Genomic DNA, 22,360 nt, shown 5'->3' on the forward strand with positions numbered 1-22,360 from the left:
CGGACGCGTCACCGCCGCGCGACCCGCGCCGGTCCCGTTCTCATGACACCGGATTCGATGACGATGCCGGGATGCACTCCCGGCAGCATCCAGTCTCCCAGGGTGGGGCCCGTGGCGCCCACCCTCACACGTGCCACGCGGAACCTCCCCCGCAGCCATGCTCGGGCATTTCCGAGGCTCCCGTCGGGCAGGGGCTGTGCGAAGCCGAGCGCGCCCACGATCGGTAGCCGCGGGCCGAACGGGTGTGCTGTGGTCTCCACACGCCACCCGTCACCGGCCGCCGCGCCGGTCCCCGTCACGTCCCCCTCGAAGTCCGCGAGCACCTTCGGCAGGGACCAGTGCTCGCGCCCGCCGTGCACCGACGGAGCCGAATCGACCGCGATGAACGGGACCGCCATCGCGGGCAGCGCGCCGACGAGCCGGGACGGTGCCCGGAGAACGGGGCTGGCGAGGATTTCCCGGTACGGACCGACGGGTGAATCCAGGTAGTCGACCATCATCGCGAGTGTCACCGGGATAGTCCTCCCGCCCGGCCCGAATGCCGACGCTGCGGGTGCGGCGCGATGCCACCACAACGTTGCGCGGACCGTCGCCGGCCACGGCGGCGGCGGACTCGTCGGCCAGTCGTCCCGGACATGCTCGCTCTCACGCACGCTCCACACGGGCGTCCCCTTCTGTCGTGTCGGCCGGCGCGGCCGTCGATCGGCCCGTCGGAATGAGCGGCAGACGCAACGCTCCCGGCGCGTCGGCAGGAACGGTCGGACACGCCGGAGCGACCGCCCCCACCGCCGCATACGGGGACCCGAGCACGGGCCGAGGGTCCGCCTCTCCCCTGTTGGGCCACAACGCCATCGCACGCTCGGCCTGCGCAGTGATCGTCAGCGACGGATTGACCCCGAGGTTGGCGCTGACGACCGAACCGTCCACGACGTGAAGCCCGTCGTGCCCGTACGCCCGCAGGTACGGATCGACCACCCCGGTTGCAGGGCTGTCACCGATGGTGCAGCCGCCGAGGAAATGTGCGGTCATCGGGATGTTCACCAAATCGAGAACCGAACCACCGGCGTCGCCCCCGATACGCTCGGCGACCTTGCGAATCACTTTGTGTCCGATCGGTATCCATTCGGGTGGCGGCGTTCCCGGTCCCGGTCGGCTGGTCAGTCGACGGCGGCCGAACAGCGTCTTCCGGCTGGTGAGCTCGAGTGAGTTGTCGTCGGTCTGCATCACCAGCGCGATGACCGTGCGCTCGGACCAGTGCCGCACCGACAGCGTTCGCAGGAAGGCGCCCGGGTTCCGCAGCGCGACGCCGACCGCCTTCAGCGGGCGCGGGACGCGGCCGCCACCGTCGGTGAGGAGCGCCTGAAGCAGACCGATAGCGTTGCTGCCCTTGCCGTACCGGACCGGCTCGACATGGGTGTGGTCGTCCGGATGGAACGACGACGTGATCGCGACGCCGCGGGTGAAGTCGACCGACCGATCCCGCGCGGCCGCCGCCAGTACGGCTTCGGAGTTGGTCCGCACCACGGTGCCCAGCCGCGACGACAGGCGTGGCAACGCACCCGCCTCCCGCATCGACAGCAGGAGGCGTCCGGTCCCGTATGTCCCCGCCGCGACCACCACCTGGTCCGCGGTGAATATGGTTCGGCGCTTGCGTATCCGATCGGTGTTGCGTGCCGTGATCGTGTAGCCGCCGTTCGTCCGAGGCCGCACCTCTTCGACCGTCGTCATCGGATGGATCACCGCCCCGGCGTGTTCGGCGAGGTGTAGATAGTTCTTGACCAGGGTGTTCTTGGCGCCGACGCGGCATCCGGTCATACAGCTGCCACACTCGGTGCAGCCGGTGCGTTCGGGGCCGACCCCCCCGAAGTACGGATCCGGCACCCGCGCGCCCGGTTCGCCGAAGAACACCCCCACAGGCGTCGATGTGAACGTCTCGCCCACCCCCAGGTCGTCGGCCACCGCCCGCATGACGTCGTCGGCCGGCGTGACCGTCGGGTTCGTCCGCACGCCGAGCATCCGCTTCGCCTGTTCGTAGTACGGACCGAGTTCGGTCTCCCAGTCGGTGATGTGCCCCCACTGCGGGTCCCGGTAGAACGGGGAGGGCGGCTGGTAGAGCGTGTTGGCGTAGTTGAGTGATCCACCGCCCACGCCGGCGCCGGCCATCACCAGGACGTCCGGAAGCAGGTGCATGCGCTGGACGCCGTAACAACCGATCCACGGCGCCCACAGGTACTTTCGCAGCCGCCACGACGTCTTCGGCAGTTCGTCGTCCGCGAAGCGCCGACCCGCCTCGAGGACGCCGACTCGATAGCCCTTCTCCGTCAGACGCAACGCGGCGACACTGCCCCCGAAGCCCGATCCGATGACCACGACGTCGTAGTGCGTCATGCGCGAGCCTCCGCACCAGCGGTGTCTCGGCTGCCTTCGCCTGCCGCCGTGAGCCGATAGTTCTCCGGATCGAACCGCTTCGTCCGTCTGCGGAACCGCCACGTGAAGGTCGGCCACATCACCGAGTTGCGCCCGCTGCTGTCGAGGTACCAACTGTCGCACCCGCCGGCGTTCCAGACCGTGCGGGCGAGTTGCGGATCCAGTCCGTCGTTGTAGCGCTGTTGCGCGTCTTCGGTGACCTCGACGGTCGCCGCCCGCTCGGCTCGCATCACCCGCAAGGCGTCCGCGATGTACGCGGCCTGCGATTCGAGCATGTACACGATCGAACTGTGGCCGAGGTTGGTGTTCGGGCCGTACATGAGGAACAGATTCGGGAACCCGTGCACGGTGGTGCCGAGATGTGCCGACGGGCTTCCCGTCCAGTGCTCGGCCAGGGTGCGACCGTCCGCGCCGCGGATGTGTCGCGCGACCGGCGGCTCGGTCGGAGTGAACCCGGTGGCGAAAATGATTGCGTCGACCGGATACTCGTTGCCGGCGTCGTCGACCACGCCGGTCTCGGTGACCGCTGTGAGCCCCGACGCGACCACCGAGACGTCGGGTCGCGTCAGCGTCCGCAACCAGTCGTTGGAGAGCAGGATCCGCTTGCACGTGATGGTGAACGTCGGTGTCAGCGCGGCCCGCAACCCGTCGTCGGGCACCTGCGCGCGCAGGTAGGCCTCCGCCCGCCGCTGGAACAGCCGCAGCAACCAGAGTTGATGCGCCATACCGACGACGTAGCCCTCCTTCTGCGCGTACACCACACCCCGCACCAACTTCTGGGTGACCGGAAGCGTGCGGAACAGTGTGCGTTCGAACCGTGAGACGAGCCGATCGTGCTTCGGAAGCACCCACGACGCCGTTCGCTGGAACAGCGTCAGGTGCTCGACCTGATCGACGATCTCCGGAACGAACTGGATGGCCGACGCTCCAGTGCCGATCACCGCGACTCGTTTACCGGTCAGGTCGAACCCGTGGTCCCACGTCGCGGAGTGGAACGCGGCGCCGGTGAACGAATCCACCCCCGACACCTCCGGAAGCTTCGGCGCCGACAGCGCACCCGTGGCGGCGATCAGTACGGTCGCGGTGAGGCTTCCCAGTCCCGTGCGCACGCGCCATTGCCGGACTCCCGCGTCCCACTGCGCCTCGATCAGGTCGCATCCCGTCACTGTCCGGCTCGTCACGCCGGTCTCGTCCGCAACGCGACGCAGGTAGGAGTGGATCTCGCTCTGCTTGCCGTAGGCGTATCGCCAGTTCGGATCCGGAGCGAACGAGTAGGAATACAGGGCGCTGGGCACGTCGCAGGCACACCCGGGATAGGTGTTGTCCCGCCAGGTTCCGCCGACGTCGTCGGCGCGTTCGATGACCAGCAGATCCGCGGCCGGGTCCTCCCGCAGGAGCGTGGCCGCCAAGCCGATACCGCCGAAGCCCGCGCCCACGACCAGCGTGTGGACGTGAGGAGGTAGTGAAGTCGGTCCGGATTTCACTCGGTCACCATCGCCTTCCAGACGGGCAGCAGGCGGTCGCGCAGCTGCCGATCGGCTTCGGGAGTGCGGAACAGGGCGGAGACCGCCAGTCCCCGGGCGATCTCGATACTCAGGTCGACGGCATCGGCGCTCATGCGATCGCCTACGACCTCGGCGAAGCCCAGACGCAGGGCGTCACCCACCTTGCGTTCGAGCGGAATCATCGCGGCGTGCAGCGCCGGATCGGTGCGGGCGGCGACCCACAACTCGAGCGCTGCGTCGAAGAGGGGCCCGGTGAACGCATCGCAGAGTGTCTCGAGACCACGCTCGGGGTCGGGACGCGCGCGGAGAAGCTCGGCCATGCGCTTGTCCACCAGGTGGCCCACCGCTGCCACGACGAGCGACTCCTTCGTGGGGAACTGGTGCAGTTGCGCACCGCGCGATACCCCCGCCCGCTTGCTCACGGCCTGGCTGCTGGTACCGGCGTAGCCGACCTCGACCAACAGGTCGACGGTCGCGTCGAGGAGCTTTCCGCGCGTCGCCGCACTGCGCTCGGCCTGCGTACGCGAACTGGATGCTGTGCTCTGAGTCACATGTCGACCGTAGCGGGGAACTTACAAACAGTCCAGACTGTCGGCAAATTTCCTTCGAAACGACACCGGCCGCCCCGCGCAATGCGGAGCGGGCCGGTCGAGACGAGTCGGATCAGGCCAGCGAGGCGTGCCAGACGAGGGCCGCGGCCAGCGCGCCGATGCCGTTGAGGGACCAGTGCAGCGCGATGGGCGCCAGCAGGCTGCCACTGCGGCGACGCAGCCACGTGAAGACGAATCCGGCGGCCGCGGTGGCCGCAACTGCACCCGCGATGCCGAGGATCTGGCCCATCAGCCCGCCGCCGAGGATCCCGGTCAGGCCGCGATTGCCCGTCGTGAGCCCCAGCGACGACGCGATGTGCCACAGACCGAACAGCAACGATCCGGCCGCGAAGACACCGCGGGCTCCCGAGACCCGCGACAGCGTGCCCTGCAGGACGCCGCGGAACGCGAGCTCCTCGGGGATCACGGTCTGCAGCGGGATGACGATCATCGACGCGATGAGGGCACCGGAGATGGTGGCGTAGCGATCGGCCATGAAGAACTGTCGCGTGATGGGCAGCGCTATACCGATCGCGACCACCGCGAGCACGAGACCGACGGACGCCAGGGCGTACAGCGTCCCCTTCTTCCAGTGCCGCGGCGACAGACCCAACTCCGACCAGCCCAGACCGCGGCGACGAGTGAGTCCGACGAGAACTACTGCTGCGATCGGGACGGTCGCGATGCTCGCCCACACCGTGGTGAAATGCGCGACGAGATTGGTCGAGATCAGCACTGCGATGACGACGGCCACGTCGAGCCAGGCGTGCGCGGCACGTATGCGGTGAATGCCTGTCGACGAGCCGGCACCGGCGTTCGCGGTTGCGGTATTCATACGGTGAGGAGCCCCCGTCCGTCCGATCTACCCGATACCGGGAGACAGCAGTTCGTTATCTTCTTGTTATCCAATTGAGGGTACGCCTGTCGGCATCCGACGCCCGGTGAGCTTTCGCACACCCTGCGGCCACCCTCGATGCTACGGACTCCCCTACGCCCCGATTCGGACGGAGATTCCGCCGCCGTTAGCCTGAATGCGAACTCAACAGCCCGTGTTCAGGAGAAACGATGCCGGAATTCCTCTACGAGGACCTGCTGCCGATCGGTGAAGACCCCACCGAGTACCGGCTGCTCACCACCGAGGGGGTGTCCACCGTCGAGGGACCGGACGGCCGCACCTTCCTGAAGGTCGAGCCCGAGGCCATGCGGTTGCTCACCGAGACCGCACTGCACGACATCTCGCACTACCTGCGGACCGATCATCTGAAGCAGGTCGCGAGCATCCTCGACGACCCCGAGGCGTCGGGCAACGACAAGTTCGTCGCGCTCGATCTGCTGAAGAACGCGAACATCTCGGCGGCCGGCGTGCTGCCGATGTGCCAGGACACCGGCACCGCGATCGTCATGGGTAAGCGCGGCCAGCAAGTACTCACCCCCGGCGACGATGAAGTGTCGATCGCGCGCGGCGTGTACGACGCGTACACCAAGCTGAACCTGCGCTACTCGCAGAACGCTCCCATCACCATGTGGGACGAGAAGAACACGGGCAACAACCTGCCCGCGCAGATCGAGCTGTACGCGGACACCGCCAAGGGCCACGAGAACTCCTACAAGTTCCTCTTCATGGCCAAGGGCGGCGGATCGGCCAACAAGTCGTACCTGTACCAGGAGACCAAGGCCATCCTGAACCCGGACTCGATGATGCAGTTCCTCGAGGCCAAGATCCGCTCGCTCGGCACCGCGGCCTGCCCGCCCTACCACCTGGCGATCGTCGTCGGCGGCACGTCCGCCGAGTTCGCGCTCAAGACGGCCAAGTACGCGTCCGCGCACTACCTGGACGAGCTGCCCACCGAGGGTGCCATCACCGGCCGCGGCTTCCGTGACCACGAGCTCGAGAAGCAGGTCTTCGAGCTCACCCAGAAGATCGGCATCGGCGCGCAGTTCGGCGGCAAGTACTTCTGCCACGACGTCCGCGTCATCCGCCTGCCCCGCCACGGCGCCTCGCTGCCCGTCGCGATCGCCGTCTCCTGCTCGGCAGACCGCCAGGCGAAGGCGAAGATCACCCCCGAGGGCGTCTTCCTCGAGCAGCTCGAGTTCAACCCCGGCCAGTTCCTGCCCGAGGTCACCGACACCCAGCTCGACACCGACACCGACGGCGTCTCGGGCACCGGCAACGGCGCCGCGGTCAAGATCGACCTCACCAGGCCGATGCCGGAGATCCTGGCCGAGCTGTCCAAGCACCCGGTCAAGACGCGCCTGTCGCTGACCGGCCCGCTGGTCGTCGCGCGCGACATCGCGCACGCGAAGATCAAGGAACGCCTGGACGCCGGCGAGGAGATGCCGCAGTACCTCAAGGACCACCCGGTGTACTACGCCGGTCCGGCCAAGACCCCCGACGGCATGGCGTCCGGCTCGTTCGGCCCCACCACCGCCGGCCGCATGGACAGCTACGTCGAGCAGTTCCAGGCGGCGGGCGGCTCGATGATCATGCTGGCCAAGGGCAACCGGTCCAAGCAGGTCACCGACGCATGCGATACGCACGGCGGCTTCTACCTCGGTTCCATCGGCGGCCCCGCGGCCCGCCTGGCGCTGGACTGCATCAAGAACGTCGAAATCGTCGAGTACGAAGAGCTCGGCATGGAGGCGGTCTGGAAGATCGACGTCGTGGACTTCCCGGCGTTCATCGTCGTCGACGACAAGGGCAACGACTTCTTCGCCCACACCGGCGAGGTCACCCTGACGATCGGCAAGCGCCCCGGCCTGTGAGCTGACGGCCCGGACACTCCGGCCCCGAGGGCCCGGTGGAGCATTCGCTCCGCCGGGCCTTCACCGTTTCCATGTGCCCGCGACGACTCAACCAGCGGCGGTCCGGTGCTACCGGTGCTACCGGTGCTGCCGGTGCTGCGCGCGAATTGACGCCCCGCGCGCACGATTGCGCGCGCGGGAGACGAATCTGCGCGCGGCACCGCGCCGGGTTACAGCACGAACGGGATCAGCCGCCGGGTCCTGTGCATGTACTGCCGATACGGCTCGCCCAGACCCTCGACGAGGACGCGCTCCTCGTGGGGGATCCGCACGACGTATGCCGCCGCGAGACCCAGAACAGTCAGCGGTGCAAGCCAATTCGTGTAGGCGATGGTGAAGCCGAGCACACAGATCAGCGCTCCCGTGTACGACGGATGCCGCACCAACCGGTACAGGCCCGTGTCCACGACGCCCTGTCCCTCCACGGTCTGGACCTGGAACGTGAACGCCTCCCCCAGTTCGTGGACGGCCCGAAGGCGCAGCGCCTGCCCCGCCGCCGCCACGGCCAGTCCCACCCAGAAGAACCACCACGCACCGGACGTGATCACCGCGCCCGACGCGAGCACGGCGACCACCGCACCGCCGACGTACGCCGCCAGCAAACCGAGACCCACCAGCAGTCCTGTCCACCCGTCCCGATGCGAACCCTCGCCCGGGTGCGTTCGCCCGATCCGGAACTCGGCGAGCAGGACGGCGAGGAACGCGACGGCCAGGATCGCCGCCGCGACCGGGTCGGTCGCGAACAGCGGAAGAGCCTCACCGTTGGCAGCCACCCTTCGAGTGTGCCGCGATCACCCGGAGCGCACGACGGGAACGGGTGGCGCGCTCCCGAATCGGCGCACCATACCGGACAGTTGCGCAACGGACCCGGCGTGCGGTTATTCTGCACGAGCACAATGCCGGAAATCCGGACATTTGCCCAATGCTGCGCCCACGATCACCCCGGAGAATTGAACGGTTGTTCGACGATCAGTGTCGACGGCGTCACCCACCGCGTCACTGAGAACCGAAAGGCTCGACCGAAGATGACTCTGCCCGCCGTCGACCTCGACGACTACCGATCCAGGGTGGACGACATCGCGGAGACGATTGCTCGCACCGCCCCGTCGACGGCGCAGTCGGTCACGAGTTTGCTGCTGGACGACGGGATGATCCGCGAGGTTCTGTCGGGAAATCCGCGAGGGGCCGACCATGCCGCCACCGAACTGGGGGCGCAGGTCGTGGGATTCGTGCCGAGCGCACGCAGTTCCGCGGCGGATCTCCGCGCGCTGGTGCGGGTCGCATTGCTCCACCAGATCGACGTGCTGTGGTGGGGGCACCTGCCGGCGTTCGAGTCGTCCGCGGACGTCCTGTCCTCGCCCGCCCTCGTCGACCTCGACCCCCTGCGGGCGGCCGGCAAACTGCGATTCCGGTACCGCACCCAACCCACGTCGTTCGCCGGACGGGTCACTCGTGCCGTAGAACGTCGGGTGCGCCCGAATGCGGGACCTCCGAGCGCCGGACTGCGGTATGCGCGGGCAGCACCGGAATCGATCGCACTGCTGAACCAGATCGCCGACGAGTTCGGACAGCGCTGCGCCGCCGCGCATCCGGAGGCAGCGCGAGCGGGCATCTGGCTCAACAGCGCCGTCCGGAGCAAGGACCACCAGGCCCACCTCGCGAGCCTCGGCTACGCCGCCCTCGAACCCAGCACCCACTGCAGCGGACTTGCAGTCGACATCGCCTTCGCGTGGCTACGCAAGACCGGCGGGGACCGGATCCTCGAGGAGATCCTGGTCGCTCGACGCGACGCCGGAGAGGTCAACGTCATCGACGAGGGCCACGCCTGGCACGTGTGCCCCAGTCCCGCGAGCATGACGGGGCTGCAGCAGGCCTACAACCAACGGATCGGATTCTGAAACCATGTGCGGCATAGCTCTTGTCATCGGCGACCACGGCCGCAGCGACGAGCTCGACACGATGGTCACCGGAATCTCCACCCGCGGTGAGGTGACCGAGACCTTCGACGCCCCCGGCGTTTTCGCGGCCACCCGGCGGCTGCGAATCGTCGACCGCGAGAATGCCGTCCAGCCGTGGCGCTCGGACGACGGCCGGTGGGTCCTCTGCTACAACGGCGAGGTCTACAACCACGCCAAGCTGCGCGACGAACTGCGCACGCTCGGACACGAGTTCCGTTCGGAGTCGGACACCGAGGTGGTCCTCCACGCGTTCCTCGAGTGGAAGGACGCGGCGGCCGATCGGCTGCGCGGCGAGTTCGCCTTCGCGATCGTCGACCTCGAGTCGCTCGACACCTACGTCGCACGTGATCCCCTCGGTGTGCGTCCGCTGCACTATTCGTTCGTCGACGGCACCCTGTACGTCGCGTCGGAGGTCAAGGCCCTCGTCCCGATCGGTGCCGACATCCGGACCGTGACCCCCGGCCACCACGGCTGGGCCCGGCGCGGCCACGACATCGTTCAGCTGTCCTACTTCGATCCGTTCGCGGAACTGCACCGCCTCGGGCCGATCACCGACGGGGCGGACGCGGTCGCGCAGGTTCGCGCGATGCTGACCGAGTCGATCCGGATCCGCATCGACACCGATCTGCCTGTCGGCGTTGTGCTCTCGGGAGGTCTCGACAGTTCACTGGTCCTCACCCAGGTGGCGGCGCAGCACCCCGACGTCGTCGCGTTCACGATCGGCACCGACGACAGCCCGGATCTCGCATACGCCCGGCGGCTGACCCGCGAACTCGGCGTCCAGCACGAGGTCGTCGACGTCGACCCGCGCCGGATCGGGATGGCGGAGATTCGTGAGGCCGTCCGGGTCGGCGAACTCGACGAGTACGGCGACATCATCAACGCCGTCGTGTCGATCCCGCTGTTCCAGCGCGTCCACGAACTGGGCCTGAAAGTGATTCTCACCGGGGACGGTTCGGACGAACTGTTCGGCGGGTACGCGATGTATCACGACATCGGCACCGCGCAGGCCGAGCAACTGTTCACCCACAAGCTCCTCAACCTGGGACGGACCGAACTGCAGCGCGTGGATCGCAGTGCGATGGCGTTCGGCGTCGAGACCCGAGTTCCGTTCCTGGATCGCGAGCTGGTGCAGCTGGCTATGCGGATTCCGTTGAGCCTGAAGACGTCCGGCGATCAGGAGAAGTGGATCGTCAGGGCTGCCGCCGAGGGGCTTCTCCCCGAGTACATCCGGACTCGACCGAAGGCTGGGCTGTCGTACTCGTCGGGTCTGCACGATCGGGCCCGCCTGTTCAAGCCGTGGTTCCCGCGGATCCACCGCTCGTTCGGATACCACCTGCACGCGCCGATCCGACGCGACTTCGACTCGGTCCTGCGGCGCGCGGACCACGATCTCGATCGCGCCCTCGCCGACGGTCGGCACGAACTCGACCACACAGTGTGGGAGAAGAGCAAGGACATGCTGGGCGCCCTTCGGTGGAACGCCCAACCCGCAGTCCGTCGGATGATGGCGCGCAAGCCGCGCGAGATCGCCAGCTGATCGACCCTGTCCCCGAGATCAGGACGGCACGACACCGGCCTCGACCGCCGCAGCCCGATACGCCTGGGCAAGCGAATCAACGGTGTCGTGCGCGTTGAGGCCGCTGGGGTTGGGCACCACCCACAGTGGCGTTTCCGCGAATTCCTCGGGCTGACGCCCCGTCACTGCCGTCCGCATCCCGAACGCCTTCCGGTATGCGGTGATCCCGGCGACCGCGATCACATTCGGCCGTACTCGCGCGACCGTCTCGCGCAGGTCGGTGCCGCCCGACCGCAGTTCGTCCGCCGTGAGTTCGTCGGCGCGTGCCGTCGCCCGCCGGACGAGATTCGTGATCCCGACGCCACGGGAGACGAGCAGGTCACGGTCGGCGGTGGACATTCCCGCGGAGGGGTCGATCCGCCGGTCGACGATGCCGGCTCGCAGCAACGCCGGGTAGAAGCGGTTGCCGGGCCGCGCGAAGTGCGCCCCGGTGGCCGCAGTCCACAGGCCCGGGTTGATCCCCACGAACAGCAGGCGGCACTCCGGGCCGATCAGGTCCGGCACCTCCGCATTGCGAAAGGCCTCGAGTTCGGCACGACTGAATCCCATGGGCTACAGCGAACCGCACCGATCGGGCGCGACCAAACCGTCACGCGTTCTCGTACGCCTCGCGGATGACGTCGATGTCCAGTTTGCGCATCGCGAGCATCGCCTGCGTGGCGCGCTGCGCACCGGCCGGATCCGGTCCTCCGATGTACGAGCCGAGCGCCTCCGGGACGATCTGCCACGACACACCCCAGCGATCCTTCAGCCAGCCGCACTGGCTTTCCTGTCCACCGTCGGCCGTGAGCTGCGACCAGTACTCGTCGACCTCGGCCTGGTCGGCGCAACTCACCTGGAACGAGACGGCCTCGGTGAACGGGAACTCGGGCCCGCCGTTGAGGGCGGTGAACTTCTGCCCGTTCAGTTCGAATTCGACCGTCAGCGCCAGGCCCTCCGGGCGGTGCATGCCGGGCCCGTAGCGGGAGATGTTCAGGATCTTGGAGTCCTTGAAGAGCGCGACATAGAAATTCGCGGCTTCCTCGCCCTCGGTGTCGAACCACAGGCACGGGGTGATCTTCTGCATGGCGGGGCCCTTCCGATCGTCGTGTTCCTCTTCGGGACAGACCGTGGCGGCGACCGAAAATCATCGGCCACCGGTCGCGAGCGTACGGCGCCGCTACGTCAACCGGCCGGGCGTCGACCGCTCCGGCGGTAGATTGGGATGCGAACGAACCCGCGCATCATCGATCGCCGAGGTGGTTCCACCATGTATCAGGTTCCCGACATGACGGGCCGGTACGTCGTCGTCACCGGCGCCGACAGCGGCACCGGCAAGGAGGCCACCCGGCGGCTGGCGGCGGCAGGCGCACACGTCGTGATGGCCGTCCGAACTCCGGGCAAGGGCGAGGCCGCGTGCGCCGAGATCATGCACGAGAACCCGGACGCCCGACTGGAGATCCGGCGGATCGACCTCGCCGACCTCGGATCCGTGCGGGAGTTCGCGGCCGGATTCCTCGACGACGGCAGACCGATCGATCTGCTGGTCAACAATGCCGGCGTGATGTCGCCTCCGAGCAGGTTCGAGACCGTGGACGGATTCGAGTTGCAGTTCGGCAGCAACTTTCTGGGCCCGTTCGCCCTCACCAACCTGCTGCTGCCGCTGCTGTTGGACGCGCCCGTGCCACGGGTGGCGACGATGACCAGCGGCACAGCCCACTACGGGCGGATCAACTTTCGCGATCTGCAGTCCCGCCACCGATACAGTCCGGCGCTCAGCTACGCGCAGTCCAAACTCGCCGACATGCTCATGGCACAGCACCTTGCCCGCGAGGCCGACGAGCGCGGCTGGAACCTGGTCAGTACCTACGCACATCCCGGCTACACCCGCACCAACCTGCAGACCGCCGGCGCGAGTCTGGGGCGCGACCGACCTCGGCACGGCATGTTCTCCGGCAGCGACCGCACGATGTTGCCGTCGCAGGACGTGCGCGACGGCGTCGAACCGATCCTGTTCGCGGCCACCGGTCCGGGCGCCGTGCAGGGTGGGTACTACGGCCCGGGTGGCCGGATGGCGCTGGTCGGTCCGACGCGACGCTATGACCCGCCGCGAAGCTCGCGCGGAGTGGACCTTGCGCCCTCGCTGTGGGCGGTCGCCGAAAAGCTGACCGACACAACACTTCCCTCTTGAACGCCAGGAGGACCGATGACCAGTGAGACTTCCGCCGCAACCGTGACCGCGCCGGGCGACCGCGGCCTGCACATCGAACGCGCCGTTGCCGCACCCCTCGACCGTGTGTGGGCGGCCTACACGGAACCGGACCTCCTCGCGCAGTGGTGGGGACGAGGAAACCCCCTCGACGTCGAGAAGTGGGAACTCGAACGGGGCGGGCACTGGCGCTTCGTCGAGCACCACGAAGGTGGCACCGCCGGCTTCGAAGGGCGGTTCCGGGAAGTGACACCGATGGAGCGCATCGTCTGGTCGTTCGAGTGGGACGGCATGCCCACCCACACCTCCGTCGAGACGATCGAGTTCGTCGACCTCGGCGACGGACGGACGAAACTGGTGATGGACTCGATCTTCATGACTGCGGAGGACCGCGACGGCATGCTCGAGTCGGGTATGGAAGCGGGCATGAATGCCAGCTTCGCGGCCCTCGACGCACTGCTCACACGGACGGCCTGACCGCTCGCGTCGATACTGGACGATCGTCCACATCGGTTTCGGCAAAATGCCTCTCACCTGATACTCGTGGGCTATATTTCGGTCGCATAACGCCTCGAGCGCCGGTCTCGCCCTGGAAAGGTCCACGATGAACCTCAATCTCATCTCGTTGTTCCCGTCACTGATCGGAACGATCGGGAACCTCGTGAACTTCGGCAGCACAATCGAGTTCAGCTGAGCACGACGGTCTCGTCACGCAAGAGCGCCCCGGGATGCACCTTCCCGGGGCGCTCTTCGAATTTCAGGACCACTATGTGCCCTTGACGTTGAGAATCTGCCGCAACCGATGCCGGACCTCCACGAGATCGCGGGCATCGTCCATCACGACGTCGATGTCCTTGTAGGCATCCGGGATCTCGTCGACCCACTCGGCACCGTGCCGGTACTCGATCCCCTTCATGCGCTCGGCGAGGTCGTCGACCGTGAAGCGCTTGCGGGCCTGTGTACGGGAGAACCTTCGGCCGGCACCGTGCGGGGCGGAACACAACCCACGCGGATCGCCCTTGCCCCGCACCACATACGACGTGGTGCCCATCGACCCCGGAATGACGGCGTCGACGCCGGCGTGCGCATCCACCGCGCCCTTTCGTGTGAGCCACACCTTCTCGCCGTAGTGCTCCTCCTGCTCGGTGTAATTGTGGTGGCAGTTGATTCGCTCGGCCTCGGCCACCGGGGCGCCGATCCACTCGCCGCACACCGCGCTGAAGCGGTCCATCATCTCCGCCCGGTTCAGTAGCGCGAAGCGCTGCGCCCAGCGCAGTTCGCGGATGTAGTCCGAGAACTCGGGCGTGCCCTCCGCCAGGTAGGCGAGATCCCGGTTCGACAGATCGATATGCCATGTCCGACAAAGATTCTGGGCAATCGCGATGTGCTTCTGCGCGATCTTGTTGCCCACACCGCGGCTACCGGAGTGCAGGAACAACCACACCCGGTCCTGCTCGTCGAGGCACAGTTCGATGAAGTGGTTGCCGCCGCCGAGTGAACCCAACTGCTCACGCCACTTCGGGGAATGTGACAGGTCGACGCGGTCCCGAGCGGCCCGCTCCTCGAGTTCGGCGATCTTGGGCTCCGCGAACCACTGCCCGAGCGACGCCGTGAGGTTGTAGTTGCCCGGGGAGAGCGGGATCGCGTCCTCGATCCGCAACCGCAACAGGTGCAGTGTCCGCCCCCGCTGCTCCGCCTGTTCGATGTCCGCGAACGTGAACTGTGTTCGGGCGGCGATCATTCCGCAACCGATGTCGACGCCGACGGCGGCGGGGATCACCGCACCGCGGGTGGGGATCACCGTTCCCACCGCCGAACCCTTGCCGCTGTGCGCGTCGGGCATCAACGCCACGTGGGGAAACACGAACGGCATGGACGCCGTTTCGCGTGCCTGCGCGAGGGTTCCGTCGTCGAGGTGGCTGGCGAAGTTCACCAGGTTGTGGCCGTGCTCGGTGGGTGTCACTGTCCTGCTCCGGTCATGGGCGACCGCACGGGGATCGCCCATGACGTCGCCGAGATGATTGATACTCCCACCGTAGAGCGATTCCGGGATCGGGCAAGCGAATTACCGTCCGGCAGCGTTCAATGGATCGCGATGGACAGACCGCACTCGAGGACGGTGACGAGCATGACCGAACACGACGACTGGGCACGCTACAGCGGCGCCGCGGCACTGCGCCGCTTCGCTCCGGACGTGGCGTCGACGACCGATCGCCTCGTCGCGCTCGTCCCGACGGTCGGCGACGACTCCCTCGTCGCACGTACCCGGGATCTTTGTGCGCGGACGCTGTCGCTGCCGTCTCTGCCGTCCCCCGCCCCGAGCGGCGGTGCCACGATCGGCGTGCCTCTCGAGTTCGCCGAGCAGTTCACCGTCGACGTGTCGATGATCGACGACACCGCGCGCGGGGCTCTGTCGACGGCGCTCGGGCGTGAGACCGGTCGATTCGTCCAGTCGCTCTACGTTGCCGACTGGGTGCCGCGCATGCGCTCGGGTCTCGACGCGTTGTTCACGGCAAGCGAGCCGGGGTGGATCGTTCCGGACGAGTGGGACACCACCGGCGAGCCGTGGCCGCTGATCCAGCGCACGCTCGTCGAGGTCGCGCGGGTGCGCGAACTCGATCCGGTGACGACCGAGGTGGTGCGCCTGTACCAGGCGCGGCAACACAACTGCCGCCTGTGCAAGTCGCTGCGCAACCGCACCGCGATGCTGGCCGGCGGTGACGAGGCGATCTACGACGCGGTCGACGACTACGCCGCGAGCGACCTGTCACCCAGACACAAGGCGGCGCTCGCGCTGACCGACGCCCTCGTCTGGCAGCCGGGACACCTCGACCCAGTGGTCGTGGCGGACGTGCGCGCCCACTTCTCTCCCGCCGAGGCCGTCGAGATGGTGATCGACATGATGCGCAACGCCTGCAACAAGATCGCGGTATCGACGGGAACGGACGGGGCGAACGTCACCGACGGGATCGAGGTGTACGACGTGAACCCGGACGGTTCAGTGGATTTCGGCCTGGCCCTCCCCCACTGATCCGACTCGCGGTCAGGTGTACAGCCTGTCGACGAACGCCTTGATGTTGCCGCGAACCCGCTCGGTCTTCTCCTCCGGGCTGAGGTTCTCGCGGTACCGGCTGCCGAGCGCGGGCTTCTTCTTGCCGCGGGCGTAGAGCGAGCAGGCCAGGTCGATGCACATGTAGATGCCCACCGAGTTCCCGGCGCGGCCCGACTCGCCGACCTTGTTCGCGGTCATGAGCGCGACGCCACCGCGGGTGTGCGTGGTGAGGCAGATCGCGCACATCTGCGACTTGCCCGACCCGTTCGGCTCGAACCGCATAGCGATGCCGACCGGGCCGTCCTCCCGCGGGAGCACGACGTAGCCGCGGCCGGGGAACGCGAGATCGGTCCAGCCGAGGAAGTCGAGATCGTCCCAGGGCCGATCGTCGAGATCGCGCGGTGCGGGCAGGCGCTTCGCATCGCCTTTCGAGCAGTTGACGAACGACGCTCGGAGGTCGCGTTCGGTGATCGGGTCCATGGGGGCCGGTCCTTCGATCGTTCGGGCGGCTAATCACTGTCACGATACGACCGATCCCCGGGGACGGACAAGCGGTTTTCCGTCGACGCCGCGACGGCTCAGGCCGCGTGCAGCAGCCCCTGCCGCGACAGAATCGGCCGCACCCCCTCGGCGAACCAGTAGGCCTCCTCGATGTGCGGCTGACCGGACAGGACGAAATGCTCGACGCCCACCGCCGCGTATTCCCGGATCAGCGACGCCACCTCCTCGTGGCTGCCGACGAGTGCGGTGCCCGCGCCACCGCGGACGAGACCGAAGCCTGCCCACAGCCCCGGATACACCTCGAGATTGCGCAGGTCCGCGCTGAGCCCGAGCTGACGCCGCTGCCCCTCCGACTCGCTCTGCGCCAGGCGGGTGCGGGCCAGCTCGATCTGAGCGGGGCTGATCCGCGCGGCGAGCTTGTCGGCCTCGGCCCACGCCTCCTCGGACGTGTCCCGGGCGATCACGTGGGCGCGGATCCCGAAGCTCAGTGTCCGGCCGTGGGCCGCGGCGCGGCGGCGGACGTCGTCGATCAGCGCGCCCACCTTCGCCGGTGGCTCGGTCCAGGTGAGGTAGGTATCGACGTGCTTCGCCGCGACGTCGAGTGCCGGTTCGCTGGCGCCGCCGAAGAAGATCCCGGGTGCCGGGGACGGCGTCGGGTACGCTGCCGCGCCCTCGACTGTGTAGTACTTGCCGGCGAAGTCGTACGGTGCCGCACCCCACGCGCCGCGCACGATGTCGAGGAACTCCCCCGTCCGTTCGTACCGCTCCTCCTTGGTGTGGAAGTCGCCGAACCGTCGCTGCTCCTCGGCGTCGCCGCCGGTGACGATGTTGAGCAGCAGACGCCCGCCCGACAGCTCCTGGAACGCGGCGGCCTGCTGCGCCGCGAGGGTCGGGGTGATCAGTCCCGGCCGGAACGCGACGAGGAACTCGAGTGTACGGGTCTCCCGGATGAGCGCGGCTGTGGTGATCCAGGCGTCGGGGCACCAGGTTCCGGTCGGGGTGAGCACCGCCTCGTAGCCGAGCTGTTCCGCCGTCTTCGCCACGAGTGTGAGGTAGTCGAGCGACGCCGGGCGGAACTCCGATGCCCGTCCCGACGCCTCCCGCGGTTCGAGCGCGCCGATCACCTCGCGTCCGTCGCCGGACGTGGGCAGGTACCAGTGGAAGTGCAGGGTCATGCTGAAATCCCTTCGAGAACACCGAGATGAGCGAGAACGTGCTTGCGCAGCGCGACGACGTCCTCGTCGGCCCGCGAGCGTGGGCGCGACGCGGTGACCGCGACGTCGTGGGCGATCCGGCCGCCGTCGAGGACGAGGACACGGTCGGCGAGCAGCACCGCCTCCTCGACGTCGTGGGTGACGAGGAGGACTGCGAATCCGTGCCGCTTCCAGAGCCGGATCAGCAACTCGTACGCCGTGATTCGGGTGAGTGCGTCGAGCGCCCCGAACGGCTCGTCGAGCAGCAACAGGTCCGGCTCGCGCACCAGCGCTCGGGCGAGCGACACGCGTTGCGCCTCCCCACCCGACAGGGTCAGCGGCCAGGCGTCGACGCGGTGCGCGAGGTTCACCTCGGCCAGGGCATCGATCGCGCGCCGCTTGCCGTTCTCGCCCGGTAGCCCCAGGGAGACGTTGCGGTGCACCCGCTTCCACGGAAGCAGCCGCGGTTCCTGGAACGCGACGGCGACGGAGCCGTCGACGTCGATGTGGCCCTCGTGACCGTGATCGAGTCCGGCGATGGTCCGCAGCAGAGTCGACTTGCCGGATCCACTGCGGCCCACCAGCGCGACGATCTCGCCGCGGCGCAGCGTGAGATCGATGCCGTCGAGCACCACGTCGGCCCCGAAGGCGCGCCGCACCTCGCGGGCGGTGACGACAGCCTCGCTCACGCGCCCTGATACGTCGTGCGCCATGTCAGCAGCCTTCCTTCCAGGGCCCGCACCACCCCGTCGGTCGCGAGACCGAGGAACGCGTACACAAGCAGGCCGAAGATGACGATGTCGATGCGGAAATAGATGCGGGCGTTGTTGATCAAATAGCCGAGGCCGGCATCGGCGTTGATCTGTTCGGCGACGATCAGGGCGAGCCACGCGACGCCGAGGGACATCCGCAGTCCCGTCAACGCCTGCGGCAGCGCGCCGGGCAGGATCACGTGGACGGCAAGCTGGAACTTACCGAGCCCCAACGTCTCCGCCGCCTCGACCAGCTTGCCGTCGATGCTCCGGATGCCGGCGAACAGGTTGAGATACAGCGGGAACATCACGCCGAGCGCGACGAGGAACACCTTGGGCTGTTCCCCGATGCCGAACCAGATGATGAACAGCGGGATCAGGCCGAGGAACGGCACGGTCCGGAGCATCTGGATCGGCGGATCGATCGCGAGTTCCACGATCCGGGAGAACCCGGCCAGCACCCCGAGGAGCACCGCGAGCGCGACGCCGAGCACTACGCCCAGCAGCACTCGCTGCACCGACACGGCCAAGGCGTCCTGCAGGCTACCGTCGGACCACAGTTCCCTCGCGGCCGAGATGACCTGCGCGGGCGAGGCCAGTGTCTTGTCCGACACCAGGCCGGCGCTGCTCACCACCTGCCACAGCACCAGCAGGACCAGCGGAGAGATCAGCCGCAGCAACGGTTTCCAGGAGCGTCTCGGTCTCGCGCTCGCAGATGGGGCGACATCCTCCCGAACGTCGGACGGCGCGACGTCCTTGGTCAATACTAGGGTCATTTCGCACCCGCCTGGATCTGCGGGTTGAACCGTGCGTCGAACCAGTCGGCGGCCACCGGGGCCTGCTTCAGCAGCCCGGCTGCGGCGAACAGGTCGATCAGCTTCTGCTGCTTCGCGATGCGCTGATCGTCGATCGGTACATAGCGCCCCTTCGAGGTGTCGAAAGAGGCCGCGGCGACGTCCTCGGGCAGCTTGGTCAACTTCGCGAAGATCGGCACCCACGCCTCGGGATGCGCGTCCGCCCACACCTGCGCGCGGGACAATCGCTCGAAGAAGTCGGCCAACGCCGCCGTCTTCGCCGGATCGGCCAGTGCGTCGGACGCCGCCGAGAAGTAGGACTGCCCGGTGGTCACCTCGCTGCCGTCGGCGATCACCTTGGCGCCCGCGGTGTTCTTGCCGATGGTCGAGTAGGGGTTCCACACCGCCCAACCGTCGACCTGACCTGCGGTGAATGCGCTCAACGCGTCGGCGGGGCCGAGGAACTGGAACTGGAAGTCCGACACGGGCAGCTTCGCCTGTTCGAGCAGACCCAGCACCAGACCGTGCGAGCTCGAGCCCTGCGTCACCGCGATCTTCTTGCCCTTCAGGTCGGCGATCGACGTGGCGGTCGAGTTCGCGGGCACCAGCAGGAAGTCGTTGGCGCCGGTGCGCGCCTGCACGGCGACGATCCGGCCCGAATTGCCGTTCGCCTGTGCGAAGACCGGCGGCACATCGCCGGTGCCGCCGGCGTCGATCTTGTCGGCGCCCAGCGCCTCCAGCAGCGGCGGGCCGGCCTCGAACGTCGACCATTCGATCTTGTAGTCGAGGCCGTCGAGTGCGCCGGCGGCCTCGAGCAGCGACTGGGTGCTCTTGACCTGGTCGCCGATGCGCAGGGTGACGTCGGCCTGCGGGTTGCCCGCGGAGTCGGTTGCCTCCGACGCGCTGGAACTGCTGCAGGCTCCGATCGTCAGAGCGGAAACGGCCGTCAGAGCGGCGAGGACGAAACGTGTTCGCGTCGAACGACGCATGGAAACCTCCGGTACGTACGTGAGGAGTGCTCGAGAAACCCGGCGCGGGTCGAGTCGACCGGCGGGTGAGAGTGAAAGAGGGATCCGCTCAGATGGCGCGGACCTGCGACGTCAACAGGAACGCGGACAGGGGGCACACACGCAGCAGGCCGGCAAGGCGTGCCGGCGGGCCAGGGTGTCGACGCTGCCGAAGATCATGCGACGAATACTGGGTGCCACCCGGGGCGCGGTCAACGGGACCGACCGAGTTCCCGAGTCGACGCAGGCCCCCGTGCTGGGAGTTCAAGAGTTCGGATCACTCGAGTTCGATCACGACACGAATGCCGCCCGGAATGTGTCGTATTCGGCACAGAGTGGCACCTGAGCTGCCTATACTCCCGCCATGCTGATCATGGGGATCATCCTGTTCGGATTGCTCGTCGGCGCCGTCGCCCAGTTGATCGTGGGCAAGTCGAAGGCCGGAATCGACTGGGGACTGGCCTGTGCCGCCGGCGTCGGGGGATCGTTCGTCGGCGGACTGGTCATCAGTCTGATCGCCGGTGACGGTCTCGCACTGCGTCCGAGCGGCATCATCGGATCGCTCGCCGGGGCGATCATCGTGACGGCCGCCTGGTCGTGGTGGAAGGCACGAGACGCCGCGCCGGTCAACTGAGCTCGAGCCTCATTCCCGCCAGAGACGTCGATCGGGCGGTTACTGCGGAGGCTACTCGGCCGATGTCGCAGCAACCGCCCGACCAGCACTCACTGAGCGACACTCCGAATCTCACCGCTTCCCGCCCGTACGCCGATCCGTTTTGGTAGACATAGCGATTCGTGCCCAAATCGGTCATCGCTCGACGACCCCCACCCGAGTCGATGCGTGACGCCGACCCCCGCTCTGTCGAAGGAACAACCGTGCCCGCTCCCCTCGCCCTGGAATCATGTCGGCCGCTGCCGTTGATCCGCCGCATGCACTCGACGCTCCTTGCAGGTGCGATCGGTGTAGCTGTCGTGGCGTCATTGACCGCTTGCGGGAGCAGCGACTCCGCCGGGGACACCCTGACATTGCCGAGCGCTTCATCATCGACGACGACCCCCGCGGCAACCTCGACGACGCGCGCCGCCGCCCCGGTCGCGGTGCTGACCTCCGACGCGGCCACCACTGCCCTCGCCACGCTCGAGGCGCTGCCGGTGAAGGGCCGGGCGCCCAAGACCGGGTACGACCGGGCCCTGTTCGGTCAGGCCTGGTCCGACGATGTGACCGTTGCGGGTGGCCGCAACGGTTGCGACACCCGCAATGACATCCTCCGCCGCGACCTGACCGACATCACCGTCAAACCCGGATCGAACAACTGCACGGTTCTGACGGGCACCCTCGACGACACGTACACGGGCAGGACCATCGAATTCACCCGCGGCGAGGGAACCTCGAACGCGGTACAGATCGACCACGTCGTCGCGCTGTCGGACGCCTGGCAGAAGGGCGCGCAGCAACTCGACGAGTCGGCTCGCCGCAACCTGGCAAACGATCCGCGCAACCTCCAGGCCGTCGACGGCCCCACCAACGGGCAGAAGAGCGACGGGGACGCCGCGACGTGGCTGCCGCCCAACAAGGTCTACCGGTGCACCTATGTGTCCCGGCAGGTCGAGGTGAAGGCCGCCTACGGACTGTGGGTGACCCAGGCAGAGAAGGACGCAATTGTCAGAGTGCTCGGCGACTGCGGGGGCGTTCCCGCCCGCGTGAGCGCAGCGCCTGCACCCGCATCGGCGGCGCCGACGACCGTCGCGCCGCCGGCCACCGCGGCGATCCGACAACCGGTACCCGCACCCGCACCCGCACCCGCCCCGGCACCGCTGGTTGCGCCTGTCGCGCCGCAAGGCGTCGGCGTGCACTACGCCAACTGTGCTGCCGCCCGAGCCGCGGGTGCCGCCCCGATCTACGCCGGACAGCCCGGCTACAGCAGCAAACTCGACCGCGACAACGACGGAGTCGCCTGCGAGTAGCGCAGGCACGCGGTGCGGGCGAATAGAACCGAACGGTCATGTGTATG

The 22,360-nt window shown here is 67.9% G+C and carries 22 protein-coding genes; 8 read left to right on the plus strand and 14 right to left on the minus strand.

Annotation, left to right across the window (positions count from 1 at the left end; all coding sequences use genetic code 11):
- Positions 1-8: 8 nt before the first annotated feature.
- The 5 genes from C8K36_RS08120 to C8K36_RS08140 form a co-directional block, all read right to left on the minus strand.
- On the minus strand, positions 9-662 hold the full coding sequence (locus C8K36_RS08120; protein ID WP_107983967.1) for a hypothetical protein: 654 nt from the start codon (positions 660-662) through the stop codon (positions 9-11).
- On the minus strand, positions 646-2,388 hold the full coding sequence (locus C8K36_RS08125) for a GMC family oxidoreductase (RefSeq protein ID WP_107983968.1): 1,743 nt from the start codon (positions 2,386-2,388) through the stop codon (positions 646-648). Before C8K36_RS08125 ends, C8K36_RS08120 begins: the two co-directional genes overlap by 17 nt.
- On the minus strand, positions 2,385-3,911 hold the full coding sequence (locus C8K36_RS08130; protein WP_107983969.1) for a flavin-containing monooxygenase: 1,527 nt from the start codon (positions 3,909-3,911) through the stop codon (positions 2,385-2,387). The genes C8K36_RS08125 and C8K36_RS08130 overlap by 4 nt, the downstream gene beginning before the upstream one ends.
- The gene (locus tag C8K36_RS08135; protein WP_107983970.1) at positions 3,908-4,483 is read right to left on the minus strand and encodes a TetR/AcrR family transcriptional regulator; all 576 of its coding nucleotides are present in this window, start codon (positions 4,481-4,483) and stop codon (positions 3,908-3,910) included. The genes C8K36_RS08130 and C8K36_RS08135 overlap by 4 nt, the downstream gene beginning before the upstream one ends.
- A gap of 112 nt (positions 4,484-4,595) precedes the next feature.
- Positions 4,596-5,357, minus strand: a complete 762-nt coding sequence (locus C8K36_RS08140) for a CPBP family intramembrane glutamic endopeptidase (protein WP_107983971.1) — start codon at positions 5,355-5,357, stop codon at positions 4,596-4,598.
- A 230-nt stretch (positions 5,358-5,587) separates the two neighbouring features.
- Here C8K36_RS08140 and C8K36_RS08145 point away from each other — a divergent pair, with 230 nt between their 5' ends.
- Positions 5,588-7,285, plus strand: coding sequence for a fumarate hydratase (locus C8K36_RS08145; RefSeq protein WP_107983972.1), 1,698 nt, complete (start codon positions 5,588-5,590; stop codon positions 7,283-7,285).
- Between the two features lie 209 nt (positions 7,286-7,494).
- On the opposite strand, the gene C8K36_RS25365 is transcribed toward C8K36_RS08145, so the two are convergent.
- Positions 7,495-8,097 carry a methyltransferase family protein gene (locus C8K36_RS25365; RefSeq protein ID WP_107983973.1) on the minus strand — a complete coding sequence of 201 codons (603 nt, stop codon included), beginning with the start codon at positions 8,095-8,097 and terminating at the stop codon, positions 7,495-7,497.
- 252 nt (positions 8,098-8,349) lie between these two features.
- On the opposite strand from C8K36_RS25365, the gene C8K36_RS08155 reads away from it, so the two are divergent.
- Positions 8,350-9,222 carry a DUF5715 family protein gene (locus C8K36_RS08155; protein WP_146176468.1) on the plus strand — a complete coding sequence of 291 codons (873 nt, stop codon included), beginning with the start codon at positions 8,350-8,352 and terminating at the stop codon, positions 9,220-9,222.
- A 4-nt stretch (positions 9,223-9,226) separates the two neighbouring features.
- Positions 9,227-10,822 carry an asparagine synthase (glutamine-hydrolyzing) gene (asnB, locus tag C8K36_RS08160; RefSeq protein WP_107983975.1) on the plus strand — a complete coding sequence of 532 codons (1,596 nt, stop codon included), beginning with the start codon at positions 9,227-9,229 and terminating at the stop codon, positions 10,820-10,822.
- A gap of 18 nt (positions 10,823-10,840) precedes the next feature.
- Here asnB and C8K36_RS08165 read toward each other — a convergent pair whose 3' ends face one another.
- Positions 10,841-11,410: a mismatch-specific DNA-glycosylase gene (locus tag C8K36_RS08165; protein ID WP_107983976.1), complete on the minus strand. Its 570-nt coding sequence runs from the start codon at positions 11,408-11,410 to the stop codon at positions 10,841-10,843.
- A gap of 40 nt (positions 11,411-11,450) precedes the next feature.
- Positions 11,451-11,927: a VOC family protein gene (locus C8K36_RS08170; protein WP_107983977.1), complete on the minus strand. Its 477-nt coding sequence runs from the start codon at positions 11,925-11,927 to the stop codon at positions 11,451-11,453.
- 183 nt (positions 11,928-12,110) lie between these two features.
- On the opposite strand from C8K36_RS08170, the gene C8K36_RS08175 reads away from it, so the two are divergent.
- Both C8K36_RS08175 and C8K36_RS08180 read left to right on the plus strand, forming a co-directional pair.
- A complete protein-coding gene (locus C8K36_RS08175; protein WP_107984313.1) occupies positions 12,111-13,031 on the plus strand; it encodes an SDR family oxidoreductase in 921 nt (306 codons plus the stop codon).
- Between the two features lie 15 nt (positions 13,032-13,046).
- Positions 13,047-13,526 carry an SRPBCC family protein gene (locus C8K36_RS08180; RefSeq protein ID WP_107983978.1) on the plus strand — a complete coding sequence of 160 codons (480 nt, stop codon included), beginning with the start codon at positions 13,047-13,049 and terminating at the stop codon, positions 13,524-13,526.
- Between the two features lie 289 nt (positions 13,527-13,815).
- Here C8K36_RS08180 and C8K36_RS08185 read toward each other — a convergent pair whose 3' ends face one another.
- On the minus strand, positions 13,816-15,054 hold the full coding sequence (locus C8K36_RS08185; protein WP_107983979.1) for an RtcB family protein: 1,239 nt from the start codon (positions 15,052-15,054) through the stop codon (positions 13,816-13,818).
- 123 nt (positions 15,055-15,177) lie between these two features.
- On the opposite strand from C8K36_RS08185, the gene C8K36_RS08190 reads away from it, so the two are divergent.
- Positions 15,178-16,080 (plus strand): carboxymuconolactone decarboxylase family protein, encoded by a 903-nt coding sequence (locus tag C8K36_RS08190; protein ID WP_107983980.1) that lies wholly within the window; start codon positions 15,178-15,180, stop codon positions 16,078-16,080.
- Between the two features lie 12 nt (positions 16,081-16,092).
- On the opposite strand, the gene C8K36_RS08195 is transcribed toward C8K36_RS08190, so the two are convergent.
- From C8K36_RS08195 to C8K36_RS08215, 5 genes are all read right to left on the minus strand, one after another.
- Complete coding sequence (locus C8K36_RS08195) at positions 16,093-16,581, minus strand: FBP domain-containing protein (RefSeq protein ID WP_107983981.1); 489 nt, start codon at positions 16,579-16,581, stop codon at positions 16,093-16,095.
- A 98-nt stretch (positions 16,582-16,679) separates the two neighbouring features.
- Complete coding sequence (locus tag C8K36_RS08200) at positions 16,680-17,777, minus strand: LLM class flavin-dependent oxidoreductase (RefSeq protein WP_107983982.1); 1,098 nt, start codon at positions 17,775-17,777, stop codon at positions 16,680-16,682.
- Positions 17,774-18,508, minus strand: a complete 735-nt coding sequence (locus C8K36_RS08205) for an ABC transporter ATP-binding protein (RefSeq protein WP_107983983.1) — start codon at positions 18,506-18,508, stop codon at positions 17,774-17,776. Before C8K36_RS08205 ends, C8K36_RS08200 begins: the two co-directional genes overlap by 4 nt.
- Positions 18,481-19,323: an ABC transporter permease gene (locus tag C8K36_RS08210; RefSeq protein WP_258195322.1), complete on the minus strand. Its 843-nt coding sequence runs from the start codon at positions 19,321-19,323 to the stop codon at positions 18,481-18,483. The genes C8K36_RS08205 and C8K36_RS08210 overlap by 28 nt, the downstream gene beginning before the upstream one ends.
- Complete coding sequence (locus C8K36_RS08215) at positions 19,320-20,330, minus strand: ABC transporter substrate-binding protein (RefSeq protein ID WP_107983985.1); 1,011 nt, start codon at positions 20,328-20,330, stop codon at positions 19,320-19,322. The genes C8K36_RS08210 and C8K36_RS08215 overlap by 4 nt, the downstream gene beginning before the upstream one ends.
- A 382-nt stretch (positions 20,331-20,712) precedes the next feature.
- Here C8K36_RS08215 and C8K36_RS08225 point away from each other — a divergent pair, with 382 nt between their 5' ends.
- Together C8K36_RS08225 and C8K36_RS08230 are read left to right on the plus strand one after the other, a co-directional pair.
- Positions 20,713-20,982 (plus strand): GlsB/YeaQ/YmgE family stress response membrane protein, encoded by a 270-nt coding sequence (locus tag C8K36_RS08225; RefSeq protein ID WP_107983987.1) that lies wholly within the window; start codon positions 20,713-20,715, stop codon positions 20,980-20,982.
- Positions 20,983-21,278: 296 nt separating this feature from the next.
- Positions 21,279-22,313 (plus strand): GmrSD restriction endonuclease domain-containing protein, encoded by a 1,035-nt coding sequence (locus C8K36_RS08230; RefSeq protein ID WP_107983988.1) that lies wholly within the window; start codon positions 21,279-21,281, stop codon positions 22,311-22,313.
- Positions 22,314-22,360: the final 47 nt, after the last annotated feature.

The organism is Rhodococcus sp. OK519 (assembly GCF_003051005.1).
Classification (GTDB): Bacteria; Actinomycetota; Actinomycetes; order Mycobacteriales; family Mycobacteriaceae; genus Prescottella.

Coding starts and splice junctions, on each gene's coding strand:
- C8K36_RS08230 (WP_107983988.1), top strand. CDS start 21,279: ATGCACTCGACGCTCCTTGCAGGTGCGATCGGTGTAGCTGTCGTGGCG.
- C8K36_RS08190 (WP_107983980.1), top strand. CDS start 15,178: ATGACCGAACACGACGACTGGGCACGCTACAGCGGCGCCGCGGCACTG.
- C8K36_RS08205 (WP_107983983.1), bottom strand. CDS start 18,508: ATGGCGCACGACGTATCAGGGCGCGTGAGCGAGGCTGTCGTCACCGCC.
- C8K36_RS08200 (WP_107983982.1), bottom strand. CDS start 17,777: ATGACCCTGCACTTCCACTGGTACCTGCCCACGTCCGGCGACGGACGC.
- C8K36_RS08145 (WP_107983972.1), top strand. CDS start 5,588: ATGCCGGAATTCCTCTACGAGGACCTGCTGCCGATCGGTGAAGACCCC.
- C8K36_RS08165 (WP_107983976.1), bottom strand. CDS start 11,410: ATGGGATTCAGTCGTGCCGAACTCGAGGCCTTTCGCAATGCGGAGGTG.
- C8K36_RS08140 (WP_107983971.1), bottom strand. CDS start 5,357: ATGAATACCGCAACCGCGAACGCCGGTGCCGGCTCGTCGACAGGCATT.
- C8K36_RS08125 (WP_107983968.1), bottom strand. CDS start 2,388: ATGACGCACTACGACGTCGTGGTCATCGGATCGGGCTTCGGGGGCAGT.
- C8K36_RS08195 (WP_107983981.1), bottom strand. CDS start 16,581: ATGGACCCGATCACCGAACGCGACCTCCGAGCGTCGTTCGTCAACTGC.
- C8K36_RS08210 (WP_258195322.1), bottom strand. CDS start 19,323: ATGACCCTAGTATTGACCAAGGACGTCGCGCCGTCCGACGTTCGGGAG.
- C8K36_RS08155 (WP_146176468.1), top strand. CDS start 8,350: ATGACTCTGCCCGCCGTCGACCTCGACGACTACCGATCCAGGGTGGAC.
- C8K36_RS08225 (WP_107983987.1), top strand. CDS start 20,713: ATGCTGATCATGGGGATCATCCTGTTCGGATTGCTCGTCGGCGCCGTC.
- asnB (WP_107983975.1), top strand. CDS start 9,227: ATGTGCGGCATAGCTCTTGTCATCGGCGACCACGGCCGCAGCGACGAG.
- C8K36_RS08180 (WP_107983978.1), top strand. CDS start 13,047: ATGACCAGTGAGACTTCCGCCGCAACCGTGACCGCGCCGGGCGACCGC.
- C8K36_RS08185 (WP_107983979.1), bottom strand. CDS start 15,054: ATGGGCGATCCCCGTGCGGTCGCCCATGACCGGAGCAGGACAGTGACA.
- C8K36_RS08175 (WP_107984313.1), top strand. CDS start 12,111: ATGTATCAGGTTCCCGACATGACGGGCCGGTACGTCGTCGTCACCGGC.
- C8K36_RS08170 (WP_107983977.1), bottom strand. CDS start 11,927: ATGCAGAAGATCACCCCGTGCCTGTGGTTCGACACCGAGGGCGAGGAA.
- C8K36_RS08215 (WP_107983985.1), bottom strand. CDS start 20,330: ATGCGTCGTTCGACGCGAACACGTTTCGTCCTCGCCGCTCTGACGGCC.